This is a genomic window from Nostoc sp. UCD121, assembly GCF_014222285.1.
Lineage (GTDB): Bacteria > Cyanobacteriota > Cyanobacteriia > Cyanobacteriales > Nostocaceae > Nostoc.
This window is the reverse complement of record NZ_JACKZS010000133.1, coordinates 1-21,992: the sequence shown is the minus strand read 5'-3', so window position 1 is coordinate 21,992 and position 21,992 is coordinate 1. Positions and strand designations below refer to the sequence as shown.

The window sequence follows — 21,992 nt, the reverse complement described above, 5'->3', positions numbered from 1 at the left end:
CATTTTTAATGAATATCTATCTTCCAGCTTTATACAAAATTTTAAAAAAAATAAAGTATACTTTTATAAGTAAAGTAGTATCTGAAAAGATAATTTAAAAAATTCCACTTAGTAAAAAGACATATAAAGCAATAGCCTTACATTGCTATTAATTTATTTTGTAAAATAGCAAAGGTTGGCTAACTCAAGATATTAGGTAGGAGAAGTCAAAATAAGTAGCGATCGTGTCGCATCAATAAAAGTTACGAAAACTGTTGTTTAAGCTGGAATTAAATGTTAACAAATTTCCGAATTTAATAATTACTCATCAACAATGGTCAGAGTGATACTATCCTATAAATCAATATGTTGCGTATGAGTTCAAGAGATATTCTCTGTTCGCTTAACATGAAGACTTAATTATTATAAATAAAAATAATTAAATCTGCATCTCTCGTGAAATACTTTAATCAAAACTATAATCCAATCAAGTATATGAATGTCCTGCATATTAATCAATCTGATATTGGTGGCGGTGCTGCGATCGCAGGCTATCGCCTTCATCAAAGTTTATTGCAGCAAGGCGTTAACTCAAAACTGTTAGTTGGCAAAGTTAAAACTGATAGTAGCCTTGTTGCTGCCGTAGGTCATAATTATCGCGTAGAAAACCAATTATTGCGTTTGACTAGGCGCTTAGGATTAAATTACCTCCATTTAGTAAGCACGTTTGACATTTGGAAACATGATTTTTATGAACAAGCTGATATTATTAATTTCCACAACCTGCACACAGGGTATTTTAATTATTTAGGTATTCCTGGATTAACCAAAAGTAAACCTGCTATTTTTACCCTCCATGATATGTGGAGCTTTACGGGACATTGCGCCTATAGTTACGATTGCGATCGCTGGCAGCAAGGTTGTGGTCAATGTCCCTACCCTGAAACTTATCCAGAGATAGCAAGAGATAATACTCGTCTAGAATGGCAACTGAAAGACTGGGTTTATAGTAAGTCTAATCTCACGATAGTTACTCCTAGTCAATGGCTGACTGAGCAGGCAAAAAAAAGTATACTTAACCGTTTTTCAATTTATCACATACCGTATGGTCTTAACACTGATGCTTATCAACCTTTAGATAAAGACAAATGTAAAAATATTTTAGGTATTCCTGCCGAGAAAAAAGTTATCATGTTTTGTGCAGATGGCTTAGAGGATTCTCGTAAAGGTGGGGATTTACTTGTACAAGCGATCCAAACTTTACCTAAAGCGTTAAAAGCGGAAACGCTATTACTAACTTTGGGTAGTGGAGGCGAAAAAGTTCTTGAAGTAGTGGGAATACCAACTTTAAACCTGGGGTATGTAAGTGGCGATCGCATGAAGTCAATAGCCTACTCTGCTGCTGATGTTTTTATCTTCCCCACTCGTGCGGATAATTTACCTTTGGTACTCCAAGAGAGTATGGCATGTGGTACGCCAATGGTTTCTTTCAAAATTGGTGGTGTACCTGATTTAGTCCGTCCAGGAATAACTGGTTATTTAGCTCAACCAGAAGATACACAAGATTTTTGTAATGGTATTGTCCAATTACTATTAGACAGAGAGCAACGGCACAAAATGAGTGAAAATTGTCGAGCGATCGCACTTCAAGAGTATACTCTGGAACTGCAAGCAAAAAGATACATTGAGCTATACCAACAGGTGTTGCAATCGCCATAAGCAAAAGAGGGCGTTTCCGTTCTTACGAATTTCCGTAGACTCACAGTCTGGACATTGCACAGTAGATGACCTAAATTCATATCTCTGTTAGGCAATGTCCAACATCTTTATGCAGTTTTTGAGGAGGAATCGGTTAGCTCTAATGCACATTAGATTTAGATGGAAAACATTAAATAACGCCTATCAAAAGGATTTATTATAACATTTTATTCTAGACAAGCTAGTAGTATTTGTGAGTTATCACATCGATATTTGTATAATTTTTACAATCCCAACAAACATTCAATTATTACCACCACAGCCAGATAATTGACTGTGAAATTTACTCAATTATTTTATTTATGAAACAGCATCAACACATTCTTGTTTCACTAGGTAGCGCTCCAAAACAAGGGCCTGGTAGCCCTATTATTATTGATCGTCATCTAAAGCGGCTGCCAAGCAGTTGGCAAATATCTATAGTTGCACCAGAGGAATCTTTTGCTGATACAAATATGCCTGATTCATGGCAGCTTCTTTCTATACCAATGCGTAGATGGTGGTGGCCTCCTTATCGTCGTCAAATACCAAAATTACTTGAAACTAGATTTTTGTGTTGGCAGATGGAGTGTGAAAAGATTTTTTTAAGAGAACGCCCAACAGCAATTGTTACTGTTCTTCATGATATTTATTCTGTGTTTGCTGCCTATCTCTCTAAAATTTGGCAAGTTCCATTGTCTGTAATTGTTCATGATCAAGAAGAGCTTTGGGCAAAATCTGAATTAGAGTATCATTGGATTAAACGGAATTGGCAGGCTGTGCTTAATCAAGCTACAAGAGTTTGGACAGTATCATCAGAACTTGCTAATACCTATAATATTATGGATACTAGTAAAGTCAGTATTCTTCTTCCCATTCCTGAAGGAAGGCAACAAAAATTTGTGGAGTGGAAAGATAGATTTAAAACTTCTCCTGTTATTGCTTATGCAGGTAGTATTTATCCCAGCCAAGTATCTAGTTTTTTTAAAATTGCTTCCTTGCTTGAAAAACTTAATGGTACTTTGCTACTCGTTACTCCTCTAAATCGTCCGGGTATACCAGATTTAATCAATAATTGTCCAAATATAGAGCATCGAGAACTATTCACTACTAATGTAGAAGTTATAAATTTTTTGGCGGAAAAAGCTAGTTGTATATTGGTACCTTATCCTCTTGATCTTGCTGAACACCCTTGGGCAGCTACTTGTTTTCCTAGCAAGTTAGTTGAGTTTTCTCATCTAGGTTTACCAGCTATTATCCTTGCACCGTTAGATACTGCTTTAGGAAATTGGGCAATAAGGCATAAGTGGGATAGCTATCTGACAAATATGGATGAAGAAATGCTTTTAGAAATTCTCTATGAGCTAACAGAAAAAGAAAAATGGACTAAGATGGCCAACCAGTGTCAAAGAGTTTCTCAAGGGGAGTTCAATCCTGAACTTATTCAGTCTCAGTTTGAATCAGAACTTGCAGTAAGTAGCAAAATTAATGGGTTAGTAAAACAATCAATCAACTAGTTTATTTCTGGAAGTTAAATTAATTTATGAGGCTACTTTTTATTATCCCTGAATATCCTCCCCATTCTGGGGGTGGTATTGCTACTTTTTATAGCAACACATTGCCAGAGATTGTTGCTCAGGGTCATCAAGTTGATGTTTTAGTAGGAAGTGCCTTTACATCCAAATTGCCAAATTATCAGAAAGATGGTGTTAACGTTGAGTTTTTAAATGACAACTTAATCTCGTCCAATTTATACAAGTTCAACCGTTACCAAGCCATCCCAGAATTTCAACGCCATTTAGCAGCGGCTTGGACTGCTTGGGAACAGGTAAATAAAGGTCAGGGTTATGACTTAGTGGAAACAACAGATTGGGGTATGCTGTTTGCTCCCTGGATAATATCACCAGAAAGTCCGCCTACTGTTGTGCAACTTCACGCTAGTATTGGTCAAATAGATTTTCACGATCCCCAAGTTGATAGCCAACTGCAAGGCAATTTAGTTCGCTTATTAGAAGTAAACTTACTCTCAGTTGCAGACCAATTACAGACCTACAGTCAATCTAATGCTCAAGCCTGGAAACAACTAATTGGGAGAGATGTTAGCTATATTCCTCCGGCTATGCCGCTTGTACCTAATATTCAACCATTCAAAAAATCTGCTCATGGTTTAGTAGTAGGAAGGATTCAATACTGGAAAGGTACAACAATTGTTTGTGAAGCTTTGCGATTATTAGGAGAAAAAGCACCAATAATAGATTGGATTGGTCGTGATACAACTTATCGTGATTCCAACACTTCTATGGCTAGTTATCTTGCCCAGACTTATCCCGATATTTGGGGAAACAAGACACAGCCACTCGGCACTTTCTCACCTGAAGAAACTCGCCAACTTCAAGCAATGGCAAAGTTTATAATTGTACCGTCTATTTGGGACGTATTTAACTACACATGTGTAGAAGGAATGGCACAAGGACAGACTGTATTGTGTTCTCTGGGTGCTGGTGCAGCAGATTTGATTACTGATGAAGTAAACGGGCTAACGTTCACAGCAGGCGATGCCCAAAGTTTAGCCAATAGGTTGGATATCTTACTGAGTTGGAGTCAAGGAAAGCAAGAAAAAATTGGCAAAGCTGCTCAAGAGACTATAGAAACTTTCCTTAATCCCAAACTTATTGCTCAACAAAGACTGGAAGTTTATGAGAAACTGATTAAACATGGCAAACATTCCGTTTCCCCCAACTCTTGGTTAATTGAAGCTGTTTCCCCTCAAAAACCTTTAGAAAAACCTTTAGCATTTCTAGATTACCTACCTTTACGGGAGTTAGCAAACTATTTGCTAGAACGCAGTCTTAAAAAATTGGTAAAACGCTAGCCATGAGCCATCCTTCTTTAGCACTATGTATTCCTGCATACAACGCTACAGCTTACTTACCTCGATTACTTAAGTCTGCTTTAGCTCAAACAATCCAATTTGATGAAATATGGGTGTACGACGATTGCAGTACAGATGAAACAGGAAAAATTGCCGCAGAGTTTGGGGCAAAGGTGATTAGAGGTGAGATCAATCGTGGTTGTTCTCATGGTAAGAATGTCTTAGCAGCGCAAACAACTTGTGAGTGGATTCATTTTCATGATGCCGATGATGCTTTATATCCTAATTTTGTAGAACAAGCTCATCAATGGATGACGTTAGAGAATCCGCCAGATGTTGTGCTATTCAATTATGAATGGCGACGGGATGATACTGGAGAGTTGCTCGGCATTTACAAGTTTGATAATGATGAATTGAGACGAGATCCGATCGCATACACTATTCAAAAACAAATTAATCCCTTTTGTGGATTGTATCGTCGTTCGGCATACTTGCAAGCAGGTGGTTATGACACTGATCCATTAGTACTTTACAATGAGGATGTAGCATTTCACTGTCGGATGGCGATCGCAGGTTTAAAATTTGCGGCTGAACCGACAACTACAATCATTAATTACTATCGAGCTAATTCTATGTCCTCTGCTAACCAAATTAAATGTGCTAAAGCACAATTTCATGTTATGCGGAAGGTATCTGAATCTCTCAAAGGGGAATACTCTGATGAAATTTCTCAAAAACTTTGGGGAATTGCTGGAGTTTCTGCTGCTTATTTAGACTGGAACACTGCTGATAGCTGTGTGAATCTAGCTTTCTCCCTCCACAGTAAAACTCCTAATCATTTAAGTGCTTTATTCCGGCTATTATGTAATTTTAATCCTTATTTTGCTATTCGCTTGAGAGAATGGTTAATCAGATTCCTTAAACCACAGCTTCGCCAGCAAATAATCACTGGGTCTGAGAGACTCTAAATTTGTTGCTGGATGTGGATGGGCAAGATTTTACGGGCTATCTAATAGTTTTAGTAGGTAATGCTCAAGAATCAGTCTAGAATCAGCATTTCGCTCTTTAGAATTGGCTAAAAATAACAATTAAAATGTCAATAAGTCCATTAGTCTCAATACTCATACCTGTTTACAATGCCGAGCCATATCTGCGAGAAACTTTAGACTCGGCTCTAAATCAAACTTGGCGAAATATAGAAATAATATTAGTTGATGATGGCTCTAAAGATGACAGCTTGGCGATAGCTAAAAGCTACGAATCAAAGGGCGTAAAAGTAATTTCTCAAGGTCAAAATAAAGGACAAACGGCTGCTTTAAATAGATGTTTGGCAGAAGCAAAGGGCGACTTTATTCAATACCTTGATGCTGATGACATTTTAGAACCACAAAAAATTGAAGTACAAATTAAGCGTCTTTTAGAAGAACCTAGTGGTACTCTGGCGATCGCACCTTGGGCAAGATTTTATCAAAATGATTTGTCAACTGCTAAATTTGTACCCAACAATGACTGGTGCGACTTTGATGATCCCATCGCTTGGCTAGTAGAATGTTGGACAGGTCACGGAACAATGCCTCCAGGCTCTTGGCTATATCCACGAGAAATTATTGAAAAGACTGGCTTATGGCATGAGGAACTAACACTGAATAATGACATGGAATATTTTACAAGAGCCGTACTTGCCAGTAGGCGCTTAGTTTTTTGTCCTGAAGCTAAATGGTACTATCGCTCAGGAAATCCTAGTTTGAGTGGACAACGCTCTGAAAAAGCCTTGTGGTCTCAATATGAAGTCATTCGACTCAGTACAGAACGATTATTAAGTGTTGAAAATAGCGATCGGACACGTTATGCCACTGCTTGCTCTTGGCAGTACTTTGTTTTTCTTGCTTATCATCGTTTACCAGAGTTAGTGCAATATGCAGAGAAGAAAATTACTGAACTTGGCGGTTGTGATCTCAAGCCAGACGGTGGCTCACTATTTAGAGTCTTGAGAGATATTTTTGGTTGGAAGGCTGCAATGAATTTGCAAAGATTTTACTATCGATATCGCTATCAAATAAATTATTGAATAGTTTATTAACTCCAGTACAGTCATTTTTATAATTTTAATTGCTATAAAAAAGAGGAAATCACTTGTCAGATAAAACAAAGAAAGGTCTTTTTGTAACCTTCTCCGTCTATGTTAATAGTGCTTTTGGTGGAGTGCAGCGCTGCACAAAAGAATATAAAGAAGTTATTGAAGCGGCAGGATGGAGCTTAGAAGTTTTAGCGTATGAAATAGATCGCCGATGGCAGGCGAGAATTTTCCGCAAACTTAAACCATCGAGCTTTTATAATCGCATTCCGCAATCTTTTATTGATGCCTTAATTGCACAAGTTCAATCAGAACATATTCCTTACGTATTTCTCAATCAAGTGGATGCGTTATCTATTGCACCATACTTAAAAAGTGCCGTACCAGATGTCAAGATTGTCTTGTTATCTCATGGGGCACAGTTCGTCGATGATTTTCTTGCAGCGCAGAATCAAACTTCAATATCTTCAAGGAAGCGATCGCGCCTAGCTAATACAATTCTTGATGAGATGCAACTTAGGCAACATATAGATCATGTATTTACATTAAGTGAGCAAGAAGTCGCATTTGAGCGTTGGCTAGGCGCAAAGTCCGTAAGTTGGCTGCCTCGCATTATTTCACCAAAGCCTCTAGACTGGAAACCGATTGCTGGTCGTGCAGGGTTTGTTGGCACATTAGATCATCAACCAAATTATGAAGGACTGCTAAGTATCTTGACTAACTTGCAAACTAGGAAAGATTTTGAAGGAACTATCAGAATAGTCAGTAGTTCAAAACAACTTGGCAAATATTTAGAAGAGCAGTTTGATTTCGTTAAATATCTAGGTCGCCTTGATAACGAAAACCTTAAAAATGAAGCATCAACTTGGACATGGTTCATTCATCCTTTATTTCTATGGTCTCGCGGCTGTAGCACTAAGCTAGCCGATGCGCTGGAGTGGCAAATACCTGTCCTAACCACTGAAGCAGGTTGTAGAGGATACACATGGCAAAAAGGCAATGTGATTAGGTTCGATGCAATAAACGAGTATTCTTCTTATTTATGTGGCAAGGACTCAGAATATGATATATCTTTAGTCAGACAAAAACTAATCCTAGCCTCAGAAACATCTCCTTCTCTTGTTGATGTCGCTGCACTAGCTAAACTAGCTTTGAACAAAATAAGCTAATCGGCATTTTAATTTTTGGGCTGAGTCCCTAACAGAAAGGGCTTCATAGCGATCATCTTGCAATTTTGATGCGTGACAGATGCTCGGAAAAACCCTAGTCATTATCCAAAGTTATGAATAATTTTTTAACATCATTAAAAGAAGAAATTAAAAATAAAATCTATAAAAGAAAATGGATAGTTGATAAGCTCAATAATTTGTCAACAGGTGTAGATATTTCCGCAGATTTCATTTTTTTACCACGTCATAGTTCTCTAATATCTGATAAGCGTTGGGCAGCCTAAAATGCGTATTCTACTCACTGCCGATCCTGAACTACCAGTACCACCAAAACTTTATGGTGGTATTGAACGTATTGTTGATTTATTGGTTACAGGATTACAAACTCGTGGTCACATCGTGGGACTAGTTGCTCACCCTGACTCAACCTCAAAAGTAACTCAATTCTTTCCTTGGCCGGGGAAGCGATCGCAAAACAAATTTGATGCGTTGCAGAATACAATGACCCTAGGGTCAGCAGTAAAGAAGTTTCAGCCCGATATTATTCATAGTTTCTCTCGCATCCTCTATTTATTACCTCTGTTAGCATCTAGCCTCCCCAAGGTGATGTCTTATCAGCGAGATCCCAACCATCGCACCACTCGCTGGGGTACAAAGCTTGCTAAGGGTTCTCTGACCTTTACAGGTTGTAGTGATTATATTTGTAGCATCGGACGAACTGCCGGGGGAGTTTGGCATACCATCCACAACTGTGTGGAACTAGAAAAATACACTTTCCAACCACAGGTAGCTCCCGATGCACCACTGGTATTTCTCGGCAGAGTAGAGCAGATTAAAGGAGCGCATAATGCGATCGCTATTGCTAAAAAAACCGGACGCAGCTTAATCATTGCTGGTAATCACGCCACAACTGGGGAAGCAGGTCAATACTGGCAACAACAAATTCTCCCTCACCTAGGAAAAGATAGAATTGAGTATGTTGGGCCTGTCAACGATGCTCAGAAAAATGATCTATTGGGAAAAGCTGCTGCCATGATTGTACCAATTGAGTGGGAAGAACCTTTTGGTATTGTCTTTGCTGAAGCCTTAGCTTGTGGTACTCCGGTAATTTCATGTCCTAGAGGTGCATTGCCAGAGATTGTGCGTCAAGGTATTGACGGTTACTTAATTAACACTATTGACGAAGCAGTTGTTGCTGTTAACCAATTACTAAATATTGATCGTTATCAATGTCGTCAACGGGCTGAAAAACATTTTTCAGCTTCTGTTATTTTAGATCAGTACGAAAAACTTTATCATAACCTTTTGTTTTAGTTAAAAGAAGATGAGCATACAAACAATTTCTTTACCTTTACCTCTAACTTGGATACAAGCGCTGGATTTTAAACATAAATTGGGAATTTGCGAACGATTGTTTGGTGAGGCGATCGCATTAAAAGGCATTTGTTGGGTGGAAACCGGAGCAGGAATTCCCTGGAAGCTTGATTTGACAAATTCCACCCATCGCTGGATTGTTTATGGCAAATATGAAGGAGCAGCATTTCTAAACTGGGCGAAAAAATTTCTCCCTAGCGATGGTATTGTTGTAGACTCAGGTGCAAATATCGGTCAAATGTTAATGTACTTAGCTCAGTGGCTACCGCAAGGTAAAATACTAGCATTTGAACCCGGTACTGAAGCAGGCAACTGGCTAAAAGAATGTTTAGCAATTAACACCACTCTGCCCGTAGAAATAATTAAGGCAGGACTTGGTGCATCTGTGGCTCAATTACGTCTCAACCATATTGGAGATAGCTTGGGACATGGTGCTTGGAGCCAAATATCTGAAACGGAAGGTGAACAAATTCAGATAGTACGTCTAGAAGACGAATTAGCTGCACGTTCTATTACAACAGTAGATTTGTGGAAGTTGGATGTAGAAGGTTATGAAATTTCAGCCTTACAAGGTGCAGAAGCATTTTTGAAGGAGCAACGAATAAAAGCTATTTACGCAGAGATGATAGATGAAAATGGGCAGCGAATTCGAGATTATCTTACTCAGTTTGGCTATAGCTGTTACCTGTTTGACTCACGAGGAAAAATATATTCTCCAAGTCAATTGCCAAGTCATACTAACGGACTTTTCCTGCCTAATTAAATTGTAATATGCAATGTATCCTAGTTTAAAGCGTAAAGTTTTAATCATCAGTCCCCACTTCCCGCCCATTAATGCCCCCGATCATCAACGGGTAAGAATGTCTCTACCCTACATGGAACAATTTGGTTGGGAAGCTCACGTTCTCACGGTTCAACCAGACTATGTTGCAGGTATTGAAGACTCTCTACTAGCAAAAACAATTCCCGATCGCATCCCTGTAACTTATACAAAGGCATTACCTCTGCAACAAACTCAGCGTCTTGGCATAGGTAGCCTGGGTATAAGAAGTTTTCCCTATTTACTCAAAGCTGGCGATCGCTTACTTCAGCAAACAAAATTTGATTTAATATACTTTTCAACAACTGTATTTATCACAATGGCTCTGGGTACCCGATGGTATCGCCGCTTCCGCATACCTTACGTCTTGGACTTTCAAGATCCCTGGTTAAGCGATTACTACAAACAGACAAACACACCTCCACCAGGGGGACGCTGGAAATATGGATTTTCTCAACTCCAAGCAAAACTGCTCGAACCCAGAGCTATGAGCAAAGTCAGTCATGTCATTAGCGTATCACCAGCCTATCCAAAAACTCTACAACAGCGATATCCACATTTGCTTTCAGAACAATTTACTGTTTTACCCTTTGGTGCGCCTGAGCCTGATTTTGAGCAACTACCCTACCTCAATATTCAACAAAAAATATTTGACCCTCATGATGGTAAACGTCATTGGGTTTATGTAGGTCGAGGTGGTGATGATATGGCTTTGTCATTACGGACTCTATTTCTTGGCATCCAGTCAGAGCGTCGTCATCACCCTGAAAAATGGCAAGCAGTTGAATTACACTTTGTAGGTACTAGTTATGCACCAGGAAATCGTGCTGTCAAAACTGTAGAGCCGATTGCTCAAGAATTAGGTGTTGCCGACTTAGTTCGGGAACATGTTCATCGTATTCCTTACTTTGAAGCGCTACAAGTTCTTGTCGATAGCGATGCTATTCTAATGATTGGTTCTGATGACCCAGACTATACCGCTTCTAAACTCTATCCTTGCATTCTAGCCCGTAAACCAGTTCTGGCAATTTTTCACCAGCAAAGTTCTGTAGTCAATATATTACAGAGTTGCCAAGCTGGTAAATCTGTAACCTTCACTTCCCAAAACAAACCAGCAGATTTGCTCCCCAAGATAGTTGACCAGCTTAATTGGTTATTATCTATCCCAAAAGGTTATGAACCAGAAACTAACTGGTCTGCTTTTCAAGCTTATACCGCTAGAGAAATGACTAAAAAACAATGTAGTATCTTTGACAATTGTCTTACTACTGCCAAAATTAACAAATCATTATGAACGGATACTTTGAGTCTAATCCTCAGCCTTGGGAATATTTTCCTCGCCCCCCAAAGAAAAAACAAGATCAGCTATTGAGAGTATTTTGGATAATCGCTTTAGGGCTTTTTACTTTTGAAATCTTCTTCAATGAAAATACCTCTATACTTAGCAAGGCTGGAGCAATATTGATTACTATTGCTTCTCTGATACCTAGCTATCTTTGGTGTTCAGGTCGCGCTCATGGAATGCCTATCTTCCCATTTTTTGCTCTCACTTTCCTTTGGACTTATGCCTTACCACTTGTCAGTAATCATCCAACCGTTATTACTTACTCTCCCAGTAGCCATTTGTTTGCTGGTCTGACGGTCGCTGGATTTTTAGGACTAGGAACCTTAGTCTGGTTCCGATTTGTCAAATCTATTCCTCCAATGCCTAAGTTTTATCGGAGTTTGAACATTCGTAAAGGCATTAACTTTTTCTTATTTATATTGATAACCAGTGTTTTATTTAATGTATATAGTAATGCTGGCTGGCTTGAATCTATTAATGCAGGAACAATTGCTGTAGTACGCGGTACGATTTTAGGATTAACCGCACTAGGGGTTTTTGTCCTTTCTTATCAATTAGGAAAAAAAGAATTATCAAAATTACAGGCTAGATTGTTTATATTATTTCTAATTGCCAATTTAGTGACAAGTACAGTTACATTACTGCTTGTTTCTGCTTCTAGTATCGCTTTGCTCGCTATAATTTCCTTTGTTATTTCTCGGAAAAAACTACCTATAATATCAATTATAATTCTTCTGGTTCTATTGAATTTTTTGCACTATGGCAAATCCGAGATGAGATCAAAGTATTGGTTTGCTAAAAATAGCTCTTATTATGTTCAACCCTGGAATTATCCTGCTTGGTATTCTGAATGGATAGGCTATTCACTAACTTATATAAATCGAAATAAGAGTGAAGAGAATTTACCTAGTAACTCCGAAGAAAAAGCTTCTTTTGTTGAACGATCTAGTGTAATCCAAATGCTACTTTTAGCTCAGGACAAGAGTCCCGATAGAATACCTTATTTATACGGAGCTACATACGCAATATTACCAGAACTTTTAGTCCCTCGGATATTAAACTCTAATAAAATCAGGTCTCATGAAGGTACAAGCATTTTAAACGTACACTATAAACTACAGACATACGAACAAAGTGTGAAAACTACTATTGGCTGGGGTTTGCTAGCTGAATCCTATGCCAATTTTGGATTAATTGGCTGTGGAGGACTGGCTATTATTTTGGGTGCAGCTTATGGAAAAGCAACTCGTTGGAGTATGAATGCTCCAATTTTATCATTCCAGTCTCTGTTTGCTGTACTGATGATGTCATACTCCTTCCAATCTGAATTTTCTGCCGGAGTATATGTTGCTGCTTTATTTCAATCAAGCACAACAATTGCTGGTATTTCGTTAGTTTTGATGAAGAAGCAGCGGGTTTCACGACATGCTTTTCAGGGGGGACAAATGAATTAAATTATGAATACGATAAAACTGGCAATTATCACATCTCACCCAATACAATACTACGCACCTTGGTTTCGTTACTTGGCTAGTGCTGGTGATTTGCAGATTAAGGTATTTTACTTGTGGAACTTCGGTGTTACACATCAGATTGATACAGGCTTCCAGCAAGCCCTACAGTGGGATATTCCCCTCTTAGATGGATATGAATACGAGTTTGTACCAAATGTTAGTTCTAAACCAGGAGTTCATCATTTTTGGGGGTTACAAAATCCATCTTTAATCTCACAAGTGAAAGCCTATAATCCTGATGCAGTCCTATTGATGGCCTACAACTACGCCAGCATCTATAAATTTCTGTGGAAATGGAATTCATCTGAGATACCGTTGCTATTTAGAGGTGATTCTCATCGACTACTACAGCCTACTGGAATTAAAGCATGGGCGCGTCAGCAGTTTATTACCCAGATTTATCGCCGTTTTGCTGCTTGCCTTTATGTAGGTAAAGCTAATTATGGCTACTTTCAATATCATGGTGTACCCAGTAATAATCTATTTTTTTCTCCCCATGCTGTTGATAACGATCGCTTTTTTACTCAAGCTGAGAGCGCCAAACACCAAGCAACTATATGGAAGCAAGAATTAGGTATCCCATCGGATCATGCAGTGATTCTATTTGCAGGTAAATTTGAATCCAAAAAACGTCCTTTGGATTTGCTACAAGCTTTTTTGTCAGCAACCCTGTCTCAAGTATCGCTACTATTTGTCGGTGCAGGTTCTTTAGAAGCAGATTTAAAAACCGCAGCTGCACACCATTCAAATATCTATTTTGCTCCTTTTCAAAATCAAAGCTTGATGCCCCGCACCTATGCTATTGCTGATTTAGTTGTGTTGCCCAGTTACGGCGCTTCAGAAACTTGGGGACTGGCAATTAACGAAGCAATGTGCTTATCTCGCCCAGTAATTGTCAGCACCCACGTGGGTTGTGCCCAAGATTTAATTCATCACAAACACAATGGGCTTGTATTTACGGCTGGTAATATATCAGCTTTAGTCAGTAGCCTGCAAGAAGCATTTTCTGATCGCCAGCGTTTGTGTCGTTGGGGAGAAGAAAGCCAAAAAATTGTGTCTCAATACAGCTATACTCATGCAAGCAAGGGTTTGAAACAGGCGCTTGATTATGTATGTCGCCCCAAGCAAGGGGGAGTTACAGCTAAATAAATAAAAACCTTATCTAAAAAGTTTCCTACCCTGAATTTGCTGATAGTTAATAACAAAAAGTGAATAAGAAAAACTTTAGTAAACATAACCAACACTATCATCTCTGGTTTCCTGGTCTATTCAACTCAACAGGTGGAATTGAATGTTACTCTTCTTTGTGTTTAAAAGCATTTGAAAGTCTCTACCCCGATTGTGCTTACGATGTTGTAATTAAGCACGATACAGATGTGCCATCCAAGTCACCCAATTTGTGTTTTCATAGAACCGGTAATTGGCCTTTATCCCTACGTACTCCAATACTTGCAGCGCAAATGATTGGTCTTGGTCTTTGGCAACGACCAAAACTCATCTTTTCTACTCATCTCAACTTTAGTGTGATAGCGTACCTATTAAAACGATTAATTGGCATTCCCTACTGGGTTGCAGCGCATGGAATAGAAGCCTGGGACATCCAAAATCCTACCCTTAAAAAAGCCCTCAAGAATGCTGACTTAATTCTAGCCGTTAGTAATTACACTCGCGATCGCCTACTCAAAGAACAAAATCTCCAGCCAGATCGAGTTGTCGTCCTGCCTAATACTTTCACTCCTAATCGCTTTAGGATTGCACCCAAACCAGATTATCTCCTCCAACGATATGGCTTAAATGCACAACAACCAATTATTCTTACTGTGGCTCGGCTTTCTCAATCAGAGCAATACAAAGGCTATAATAAAATCCTTAGCGTCTTACCCCAAATTCGTCAAGCTATCCCAAATGTACACTATGTTATAGTCGGAAAGGGAACTGACCGACCAGCAGTTGAACAGTTAATTGCCGAGTCTCAACTTCAAGATTGTGTAACCTTAACTGGCTACGTTCCTGATGAAGAACTGGGAGATTATTATAATCTTTGCGATCTGTTTGCCATGCCAAGTAGAGGTGAAGGGTTTGGTATTGTTTACCTAGAAGCACTGGCGTGTGGTAAACCTACTTTGGCAGGGAATAAAGATGGAAGTGTTGATGCTCTATGTCAAGGAGAATTAGGCGCACTGATTGACCCTGATGATGTCGAGGCGATCGCTGAAGCTATAATTCAAATCCTACAAGGTAAATATCCTAATCCTCTAATATATCAACCCGAAGAATTAAGAAAGCGGGTAATTGATAAATTTGGTTTTGAATGCTTTCAAAAACGCCTTAATTATTACTTAGAAAAGCAGTTTTCCCAGACTTGATATTGTGTCTTTGCTGTTGAATGGAATGAATTTTGCATAAAAGTAAGTAAATAATGGTAATTTAAGGTGAGCTTCCAAAGAACAGCATTCGTTATACCTTAAGGAAAACAATCAAGTTTCCTAAAAGTTTTAAGATTCAAAAACTTCTTTCCAGACGTTGCTTTTCTAAGAAACTTACGCGAACTCATAAGTACCTCTCTCGTACAAAAAGTAGCTAGCGTCAAGAAAGATTGTAGATTCTTTAGCGCTAAATTAAGCTAATCTACTATTAATTTTCATATTTATATTTTCTGTATTTCTTAAGAGGTCTTAAATGTGTGGTATTGCTGGAATTTTAACTAAAACGGAAATCAATCAGGATCTGGAAAATTTGGTGCTAAAGATGCAAAATGCTATTAAGCACCGTGGACCAGATGATTTAGGTACTTATATATCAGAGGATCGACGAGTAGCCCTTGCTCATACTCGTCTGTCAATTTTGGATCTCAGCCCTGCTGGACATCAGCCAATGTCTACACCTGATGGTCGGTACTGGATTACTTTCAATGGTGAAATTTATAACTTTTCACAACTGCGACAAAATCTCATTTCTCAAGGAGAGCAGTTCCAGTCCCAAACAGATACTGAAGTTATCCTCAAGCTCTATCAAAGAATGGGTTCTAATTGTTTAGAACATTTAAGAGGTATGTTTGCTTTTGCTATTTGGGATGACTGGGAAAAAACCTGCTTTATGGCTCGCGATCCTTTAGGAATCAAGCCATTATACTATTGGTCATCTGGTTCTACTTTAGTCTTTGCTTCAGAGCTTAAAGCTATCCTTGCATCTCGTTTACCTGCCCTTAACTTGAGTCCAGAAGGATTATATGGCTATCTGGTATATGGTTCAGTTCCAGAACCATATACCCTGATTGCAGATATTCATTGTTTAGCAGCTGGTCATTGGTTGTATTGGCAAGGCGATCGTGTCACCAAACAACAGTATTGGCAAATTAACTTTACTCCACAAGCAATTTCACCAATAGAAGCCCAAGAAAAAGTTCGTAATGCTTTAGTTGATACAATCGAACATCACTTGGTAAGTGACGTGCCTGTTGGCATTTTCCTTAGTGGTGGAATTGACTCTACAGCTATTCTAGCTCTAGCTACAAAGGTGCAGAATAAACAGATATCTACATACTCTATAGCTTTTGAAGAAACCCAATGGAATGAAGGCGAAGTTGCAAAAAAAGTTGCCAATTTATTTGGAGCAAAACACACAGAATATAAAGTTACGGCCTCTATTGCCAAACAGTTCTTTCCTGAATTCCTACAAGCTATTGATCAGCCCAGTATTGATGGATTTAATACTTTTTTTGTATCACAGATTGCCCACGAAGACGGCATGAAAGTAGTCCTATCTGGGCTAGGTGGAGACGAAATTTTTGGTGGATATAAATCATTTGAAAAAATTCCCCAAATGCTAGCATGGGGTAAAACATTGCAAACAATTCCTGTTCTAGGGAAGAATATAGGTAAAGGATTATCGCGTTGGGGAAAATCACCAAAGCTTAAACGCCTGGGTGATTTTTTGGAACAGGCTCCAAGTTCTGCATCTGCCTATTCTACTTTCAGAGGAATTTTCTCTCATAAAGAAGCATGTGCAATTATGCAGCAGTATATTCCTCATCAACCTTTAACTACTTATATGTTTCCATCAGCCGATACTCATAAAGCAGATTTGACAATAGAAGATGAAGTAAGTTTGTTAGAAATAAGCTGCTATATGCGTAATCAACTTTTAAGGGATAGCGATGTGATGAGCATGAACTGGGGATTAGAATTACGGGTTCCCCTAGTTGATCGTAATCTATTTGAGGCAGTAGCTTCTATTCCTAGTAATATGCGTTTAGCAATTGGTAAAAAACTATTAATTCAATCAGTTCCTGAATTGCCAGAATGGGTTGTTAACCGTCCCAAAAAAGGATTTTATGTTCCCGTTGATAAGTGGATTTCTGGGGATTTACAAAATCATTTTAATAATGTAAAGGTTCCCGATAATATTTCTCTTACTCATTGGTATCGGCACTGGAGTTTGATGATGTTACAACATTGGCTAGAGCGAACTTATGCCTAAAAAATTGTTCAATTTTAAAGGTAACTTGTGAGGACTGCCAAAAAAAGTTAGATTAATAATTAAAAACCTCACAATTTTGGATAAAAATGAAAATTCTTCATATTATTCCTTCAATAGCATCAGTAAGAGGTGGCCCAAGTCAAGCAGTAATAGAGGTAGTTAAAGCATTAAGAGATGAAAATATTGAAGCAGAAATTGTTACTACTAATGATAATGGTAATGATTTGCTTGATGTACCCCTTGGTAGGCGTATTGAGTACAATCAAGTACCAGTAAATTTCTTTAAGCGCTTTTCTCCTAAAGTTGGCTCTATCAGAGAATTTGCCTTTTCTAGAGAGCTAACTATATGGTTGTGGCAAAATGTTTCTAAGTATGACTTACTACACGTCCACGCTATTTTTTCCTATCCTTCTACAGTAGCAATGGCGATCGCTCGTTTCCAAAGAGTTCCTTACATCGTTCGCCCTTTAGGACAGCTATGTGAATGGTCTTTACAACAAAGCTCTCGCAAAAAGCAAATTTATCTCCAACTCATAGAAAAAGCCAATCTCAATTATAGTAAATCCATACATTTTACCTCAAATCAAGAACAACAAGAAGCTTCGCAATTAAATCTAAGTTCCCCAAGTTTTATTTTACCGCACGGTGTTGATATTCCTAATATTAACCCTAACGCGCATCAGCATTTGCGGCAATACTTAAACTTACCAGACGATGAACCAATTATTTTATTTTTATCTCGCCTGCATCACAAAAAAGGTTTAGAATACTTGATTCCAGCTTTAGGAAAATTATCTGATTATCGCTTTACATTTGTGTTAGCAGGTAGTGGTTCACAAGAATATGAAAGTGAAATTAAATCACTTCTCTTATCCAATGGCATTAAAAACCGCACCCATATCGCAGGATTTGTTAACGGAGAAATCAAAGATTTAATAATGCAAGGCTCAGACTTATTTGCTCTAACTTCCTACTCTGAAAACTTTGGGGTAGCAGCTTTAGAAGCTTTAGCTGTCGGTCTTCCAGTCCTACTTACTCCTGGCATTGCTTTAGCTGATCTGGTTGCACAGCAACATCTTGGCTATGTTACAGAACTACAGGTAACTGCGATCGCTGCATCTATACAGCAGGCTCTAGATCATCCTCATGAAGCAAAGGAAATGGGCGATCGCGCCCGTAAATTTATATTAGAAAATTATACTTGGGATCGTATCGCATCAAAACAAATCTCAGTTTATACTGAGATCATTGAAAGTCAGGCTGTTTCTACTGTCGGTTAAGGTAATGATAAATAATAGGTGATTAAAAATATGCATTTAAAGAGTAGTAACCAATATGAATACCAATACCAATCTCCCAATCAATTACACAATCATCTTTATCTCATAAAACCTCTGATGGAGATGATATCGGAATATTACAAACATTAAATTTAAGTTTGCAGGTAGATTTCCTTTTCTTTAGAAGTCTATGCTTTGTTCTAGTACTTTACTCGGTGATTGATCTGATTCGGAGAGATTTACTTTTGATATGCTAAAGCTGATTACTCCTCTTATTCTCACCTATAATGAGGACCCAAATATTGAACGCACACTCCAGCAACTCACTTGGGCAGAGAAAATTATAGTTATTGATAGCTATAGTAGTGATAAAACTCTAGAAATTCTTAACTCCTATCCACAAGTTCATGTATTCCAACAGGAATTTGAGACTCATGCTAGGCAATGGAATTATGGTTTAGAGCAAGTTCAGTCGCCGTGGGTGCTTTCTCTAGATGCAGACTATATAGTAACTAATGAGTTAATTTCTGAAATTGCTGCTCTACCGATTGATGGAAAGATTGATGGCTATTTTGCCAGATTCCAGTATTGTGTGTTTGGTAAACCAATGCGTAATTGTATACTTCCACCTCGTCAAGTGCTTTTTCGTAAAAGCAAGGCTAAGTACATCGATGATGGACACACACAACTTTTGCAGATGTTTGGTAACTCCACAACACTTTCTGCCTATATTCACCACGATGATCGCAAACCACTAAAGCGTTGGTTATGGGCACAGGAGCGTTATATGGTATTGGAAGTAAAAAAATTACTAGAGGCTCCTACTAGTGAACTTAGTTTAGGCGATCGCATCCGCAAACAAAAAATTATTGCACCTTTTATAATTTTATTTTATTGCTTGATTATAAAAGGCGGTATTCTAGATGGTTGGCATGGTTGGTACTATGCTTTTCAGCGTGTTCTGGCAGAAATACTCTTGAGCATTCGACTTATAGAAGCTGAGAAATTTAAAACTTAATTAGTCAGTAGTTATTAAGAATTTATTTTAAATATTATAAATATTTACAATACTTCGATACACTCAGTAACCATCAATTAGGAGATTCAGACCTGAATGGCACTAAGAAAACCTGAAACCTTTGTCTGAGGGAGGTGTATAGGGTGTGGGAAGATGGGGAAGATGGGGAAGAAATCTGGCTCCCCACACTCCCCACACTCAAAAGCCAGTTAAATCAAGGGTTTGCGCTTATCTTAGTGCCATTCGATTCAGACCTACAGCTACAAAGGTTGACCACTAAATCTACTATTTGGTGGGATCTTAAAACCATCTATTCAGCGCTCGACTGAGCCTTGTCGAAATGTCACACCGAAGTCAAATTCCGCTAGTCGTATAGAATTCATGTTGAATTCTAGCTCCTGAATGCTATTTCGATAAATTTAACCACCGTATGCGCCTAAATCAATATACTGTTAACGACTATACTCCAGGAGCACCATACTGGAAGCAACTTCTTTGGTATTTTATTGGATCGCCCTTAGTTGAAAGTTATTGGCTACCATTTTCAGCTTTTAAGATTTGGGTACTCCGCAGTTTTGGGGCTACAGTCGGTCAAGGTGTCCGCATTAAACCTGGAGTGCGGGTAAAATTTCCCTGGCGGTTAGACATTGGTGATTTTGTTTGGGTTGGGGAAAATGTATGGATAGATAACCTCGCTAGTGTCAGCATTGAAAGCCATGTTTGCCTATCTCAAATGGTCTATCTCTGCACCGGGAATCATGACTGGAATCATCCCAATTTTAAATTAATTGTTGCCCCAATCAATATTCAAGAGGGTAGTTGGATTGCTGCCAAGTCTGTAATTGGGCCAGGAGTCACTGTTGGTCGAGGAGCAGTACTAACATTAGGTAGCGTTGCTGGAAAATCACTACAGTCGATGACCATTTATGCAGGTAATCCGGCTCAACCCATCAAGCAACGAAAGCTTTGATAAGACATATCTGAAAACAGGCAAAGCCTCTGTGCAAAAAGCTTCAAGCAGGCGATCGTAGATTGCAATTTTAACGTAAATTTAAACTGATAATAGTACTTTAAGGTATTTTTCGTTGTAAATAGGTCAGAATCTAAGCTTATAAATAATCAGACAAAATTACAAAATTAATTATATATGGTTCTCGAACGGTTTGATCCCTGATATACTCTCTGCGTAGTAACGAAAGAAGGATGCCTAGCCTAGATTAATGGAAAAGTGATAGTCATCACATTTTGAAGTCATCACATTTTCAAAATTTTTTCACCCCAATAAATACTGGAGTTGTTAGTTCAATCTCTAATCTATTATCTCTGGCATATTTCAAGAGTCATTAGTAGATGTAGTAACTGGCAGCCTGTTGACTGCGGCTAGTTTGTTTATGTTTTGTTTTGATTCAGCAACGCCGTTTAATTTCAGAGGATAAATGATGTGAACCCTAAATTAAGCAGATTTTTTCTGCACACTGCTATTACGTTACTGTTACTACTGAGTTTATCCGGCATTAGTCATGTATTAAATATTCCGGTTTTGGAGCCACTGAAGGTTGTAGCGGCTACCAGCACATTGACTATTCCGTCGAGCGCATCGGCACCTTGGCCTGTATTTAAGCGTGTAGATGCTCTCAACTCATCGTTTCGTTCTGGACTAAACACAGCCTGGGGAGACTATTGGGAGCGTAGCGAAAATCCTTTTGATCTTGTGTATACAGAGCAAACCCAGGAACTAACCAACACCGCCAATGGTAACTATGGAGTATACAACAACCTTGACTTAGGTAGTGGTGTAGAGGCATTGATGCTGCGTATCGCTTTGCCTTCTGGGACAAACAGCATTGAAGTGCGCTTAGGTTCAGTTAGCGGTACTGTGGTGGGGAGCTGTACCATCAACAGCACTGGTTCTCTGTCAAACTATCGTACAGTTCCGTGTCCTTTGAATAAGAGCCTTGCAAAAGGAAAACAAAACCTTGTCATTAGGTTTACAGGCTCTAACCGTTCTATGCGCTTTAATTGGTTTGCTTTCTGGGCAAAGGATACAGAGCAAAAAATTGACGAGATACAAAAAATCCAATCCAACAATGTAAACCAAGGTTCGCCTGTTATTTCTATTTCTGGCAGACCAATACGAACACAAAACCTACTACCAACCAGTTCCCAGATTCTCGCCAAATCCTATGGGCTGTGGTCTCCTGGCAAAACATGGGAATGCCCCAAGTGGATGCACGATACTTATCTTACCAACGGCGAGGATGGCAAAGTCTACCCCACATGGCATCCACCTGTAGATTTCAACCCTGAAACAAATACGTATTGTACCTACGG

Annotated in this window: 19 protein-coding genes; all 19 read left to right on the top strand. The window is 38.7% G+C overall.

What is annotated here, in order from left to right:
• Positions 1–474: 474 nt before the first annotated feature.
• The gene (locus tag GNF10_RS24125; protein ID WP_185587550.1) at positions 475–1,698 is read left to right on the top strand and encodes a glycosyltransferase family 4 protein; all 1,224 of its coding nucleotides are present in this window, start codon (positions 475–477) and stop codon (positions 1,696–1,698) included.
• Between the two features lie 494 nt (positions 1,699–2,192).
• The gene (locus tag GNF10_RS24120) at positions 2,193–3,233 is read left to right on the top strand and encodes a hypothetical protein (protein WP_185587547.1); all 1,041 of its coding nucleotides are present in this window, start codon (positions 2,193–2,195) and stop codon (positions 3,231–3,233) included.
• 26 nt (positions 3,234–3,259) lie between these two features.
• Entirely contained in the window at positions 3,260–4,588 is a 1,329-nt protein-coding gene (locus tag GNF10_RS24115) for a glycosyltransferase family 4 protein (protein ID WP_185587545.1), read from the top strand.
• 2 nt (positions 4,589–4,590) lie between these two features.
• The gene (locus tag GNF10_RS24110; RefSeq protein WP_185587542.1) at positions 4,591–5,556 is read left to right on the top strand and encodes a glycosyltransferase family 2 protein; all 966 of its coding nucleotides are present in this window, start codon (positions 4,591–4,593) and stop codon (positions 5,554–5,556) included.
• A gap of 125 nt (positions 5,557–5,681) precedes the next feature.
• On the top strand, positions 5,682–6,656 hold the full coding sequence (locus GNF10_RS24105) for a glycosyltransferase family 2 protein (protein ID WP_185587539.1): 975 nt from the start codon (positions 5,682–5,684) through the stop codon (positions 6,654–6,656).
• 65 nt (positions 6,657–6,721) lie between these two features.
• Complete coding sequence (locus GNF10_RS24100) at positions 6,722–7,831, top strand: glycosyltransferase family 1 protein (protein ID WP_185587537.1); 1,110 nt, start codon at positions 6,722–6,724, stop codon at positions 7,829–7,831.
• Positions 7,832–7,944: 113 nt separating this feature from the next.
• On the top strand, positions 7,945–8,115 hold the full coding sequence (locus tag GNF10_RS24095) for a hypothetical protein (RefSeq protein ID WP_185587536.1): 171 nt from the start codon (positions 7,945–7,947) through the stop codon (positions 8,113–8,115).
• A gap of 1 nt (position 8,116) precedes the next feature.
• Entirely contained in the window at positions 8,117–9,145 is a 1,029-nt protein-coding gene (locus tag GNF10_RS24090; protein WP_185587534.1) for a glycosyltransferase, read from the top strand.
• A gap of 10 nt (positions 9,146–9,155) precedes the next feature.
• A complete protein-coding gene (locus GNF10_RS24085) occupies positions 9,156–9,968 on the top strand; it encodes an FkbM family methyltransferase (protein WP_185587532.1) in 813 nt (270 codons plus the stop codon).
• A gap of 13 nt (positions 9,969–9,981) precedes the next feature.
• Positions 9,982–11,319 (top strand): glycosyltransferase, encoded by a 1,338-nt coding sequence (locus GNF10_RS24080; protein WP_185587530.1) that lies wholly within the window; start codon positions 9,982–9,984, stop codon positions 11,317–11,319.
• Entirely contained in the window at positions 11,316–12,824 is a 1,509-nt protein-coding gene (locus tag GNF10_RS24075; protein ID WP_185587528.1) for a hypothetical protein, read from the top strand. The genes GNF10_RS24080 and GNF10_RS24075 overlap by 4 nt, the downstream gene beginning before the upstream one ends.
• Before the next feature lie 3 nt (positions 12,825–12,827).
• A complete protein-coding gene (locus GNF10_RS24070) occupies positions 12,828–14,033 on the top strand; it encodes a glycosyltransferase family 4 protein (protein ID WP_185587526.1) in 1,206 nt (401 codons plus the stop codon).
• A gap of 59 nt (positions 14,034–14,092) precedes the next feature.
• The gene (locus GNF10_RS24065; RefSeq protein ID WP_185587524.1) at positions 14,093–15,250 is read left to right on the top strand and encodes a glycosyltransferase; all 1,158 of its coding nucleotides are present in this window, start codon (positions 14,093–14,095) and stop codon (positions 15,248–15,250) included.
• Positions 15,251–15,563: 313 nt separating this feature from the next.
• Entirely contained in the window at positions 15,564–17,363 is a 1,800-nt protein-coding gene (asnB, locus tag GNF10_RS24060) for an asparagine synthase (glutamine-hydrolyzing) (RefSeq protein ID WP_185587522.1), read from the top strand.
• Between the two features lie 86 nt (positions 17,364–17,449).
• Positions 17,450–18,643: a glycosyltransferase gene (locus GNF10_RS24055; protein WP_185587520.1), complete on the top strand. Its 1,194-nt coding sequence runs from the start codon at positions 17,450–17,452 to the stop codon at positions 18,641–18,643.
• A 250-nt stretch (positions 18,644–18,893) separates the two neighbouring features.
• The gene (locus GNF10_RS24050; RefSeq protein WP_185587518.1) at positions 18,894–19,661 is read left to right on the top strand and encodes a glycosyltransferase family 2 protein; all 768 of its coding nucleotides are present in this window, start codon (positions 18,894–18,896) and stop codon (positions 19,659–19,661) included.
• Between the two features lie 143 nt (positions 19,662–19,804).
• Positions 19,805–19,990 carry a hypothetical protein gene (locus GNF10_RS24045; RefSeq protein WP_185607250.1) on the top strand — a complete coding sequence of 62 codons (186 nt, stop codon included), beginning with the start codon at positions 19,805–19,807 and terminating at the stop codon, positions 19,988–19,990.
• A 101-nt stretch (positions 19,991–20,091) separates the two neighbouring features.
• A complete protein-coding gene (locus GNF10_RS24040; protein ID WP_185587516.1) occupies positions 20,092–20,631 on the top strand; it encodes a WcaF family extracellular polysaccharide biosynthesis acetyltransferase in 540 nt (179 codons plus the stop codon).
• Between the two features lie 471 nt (positions 20,632–21,102).
• Positions 21,103–21,992: carbohydrate-binding protein (locus tag GNF10_RS24035; protein ID WP_185607249.1), on the top strand; the 890-nt coding region annotated here is incomplete at its 3' end.

Coding starts and splice junctions, on each gene's coding strand:
- GNF10_RS24125 (WP_185587550.1), top strand. CDS start 475: ATGAATGTCCTGCATATTAATCAATCTGATATTGGTGGCGGTGCTGCG.
- GNF10_RS24120 (WP_185587547.1), top strand. CDS start 2,193: ATGCCTGATTCATGGCAGCTTCTTTCTATACCAATGCGTAGATGGTGG.
- GNF10_RS24115 (WP_185587545.1), top strand. CDS start 3,260: ATGAGGCTACTTTTTATTATCCCTGAATATCCTCCCCATTCTGGGGGT.
- GNF10_RS24110 (WP_185587542.1), top strand. CDS start 4,591: ATGAGCCATCCTTCTTTAGCACTATGTATTCCTGCATACAACGCTACA.
- GNF10_RS24105 (WP_185587539.1), top strand. CDS start 5,682: ATGTCAATAAGTCCATTAGTCTCAATACTCATACCTGTTTACAATGCC.
- GNF10_RS24095 (WP_185587536.1), top strand. CDS start 7,945: ATGAATAATTTTTTAACATCATTAAAAGAAGAAATTAAAAATAAAATC.
- GNF10_RS24090 (WP_185587534.1), top strand. CDS start 8,117: ATGCGTATTCTACTCACTGCCGATCCTGAACTACCAGTACCACCAAAA.
- GNF10_RS24085 (WP_185587532.1), top strand. CDS start 9,156: ATGAGCATACAAACAATTTCTTTACCTTTACCTCTAACTTGGATACAA.
- GNF10_RS24080 (WP_185587530.1), top strand. CDS start 9,982: ATGTATCCTAGTTTAAAGCGTAAAGTTTTAATCATCAGTCCCCACTTC.
- GNF10_RS24075 (WP_185587528.1), top strand. CDS start 11,316: ATGAACGGATACTTTGAGTCTAATCCTCAGCCTTGGGAATATTTTCCT.
- GNF10_RS24070 (WP_185587526.1), top strand. CDS start 12,828: ATGAATACGATAAAACTGGCAATTATCACATCTCACCCAATACAATAC.
- asnB (WP_185587522.1), top strand. CDS start 15,564: ATGTGTGGTATTGCTGGAATTTTAACTAAAACGGAAATCAATCAGGAT.
- GNF10_RS24055 (WP_185587520.1), top strand. CDS start 17,450: ATGAAAATTCTTCATATTATTCCTTCAATAGCATCAGTAAGAGGTGGC.
- GNF10_RS24050 (WP_185587518.1), top strand. CDS start 18,894: ATGCTAAAGCTGATTACTCCTCTTATTCTCACCTATAATGAGGACCCA.
- GNF10_RS24040 (WP_185587516.1), top strand. CDS start 20,092: ATGCGCCTAAATCAATATACTGTTAACGACTATACTCCAGGAGCACCA.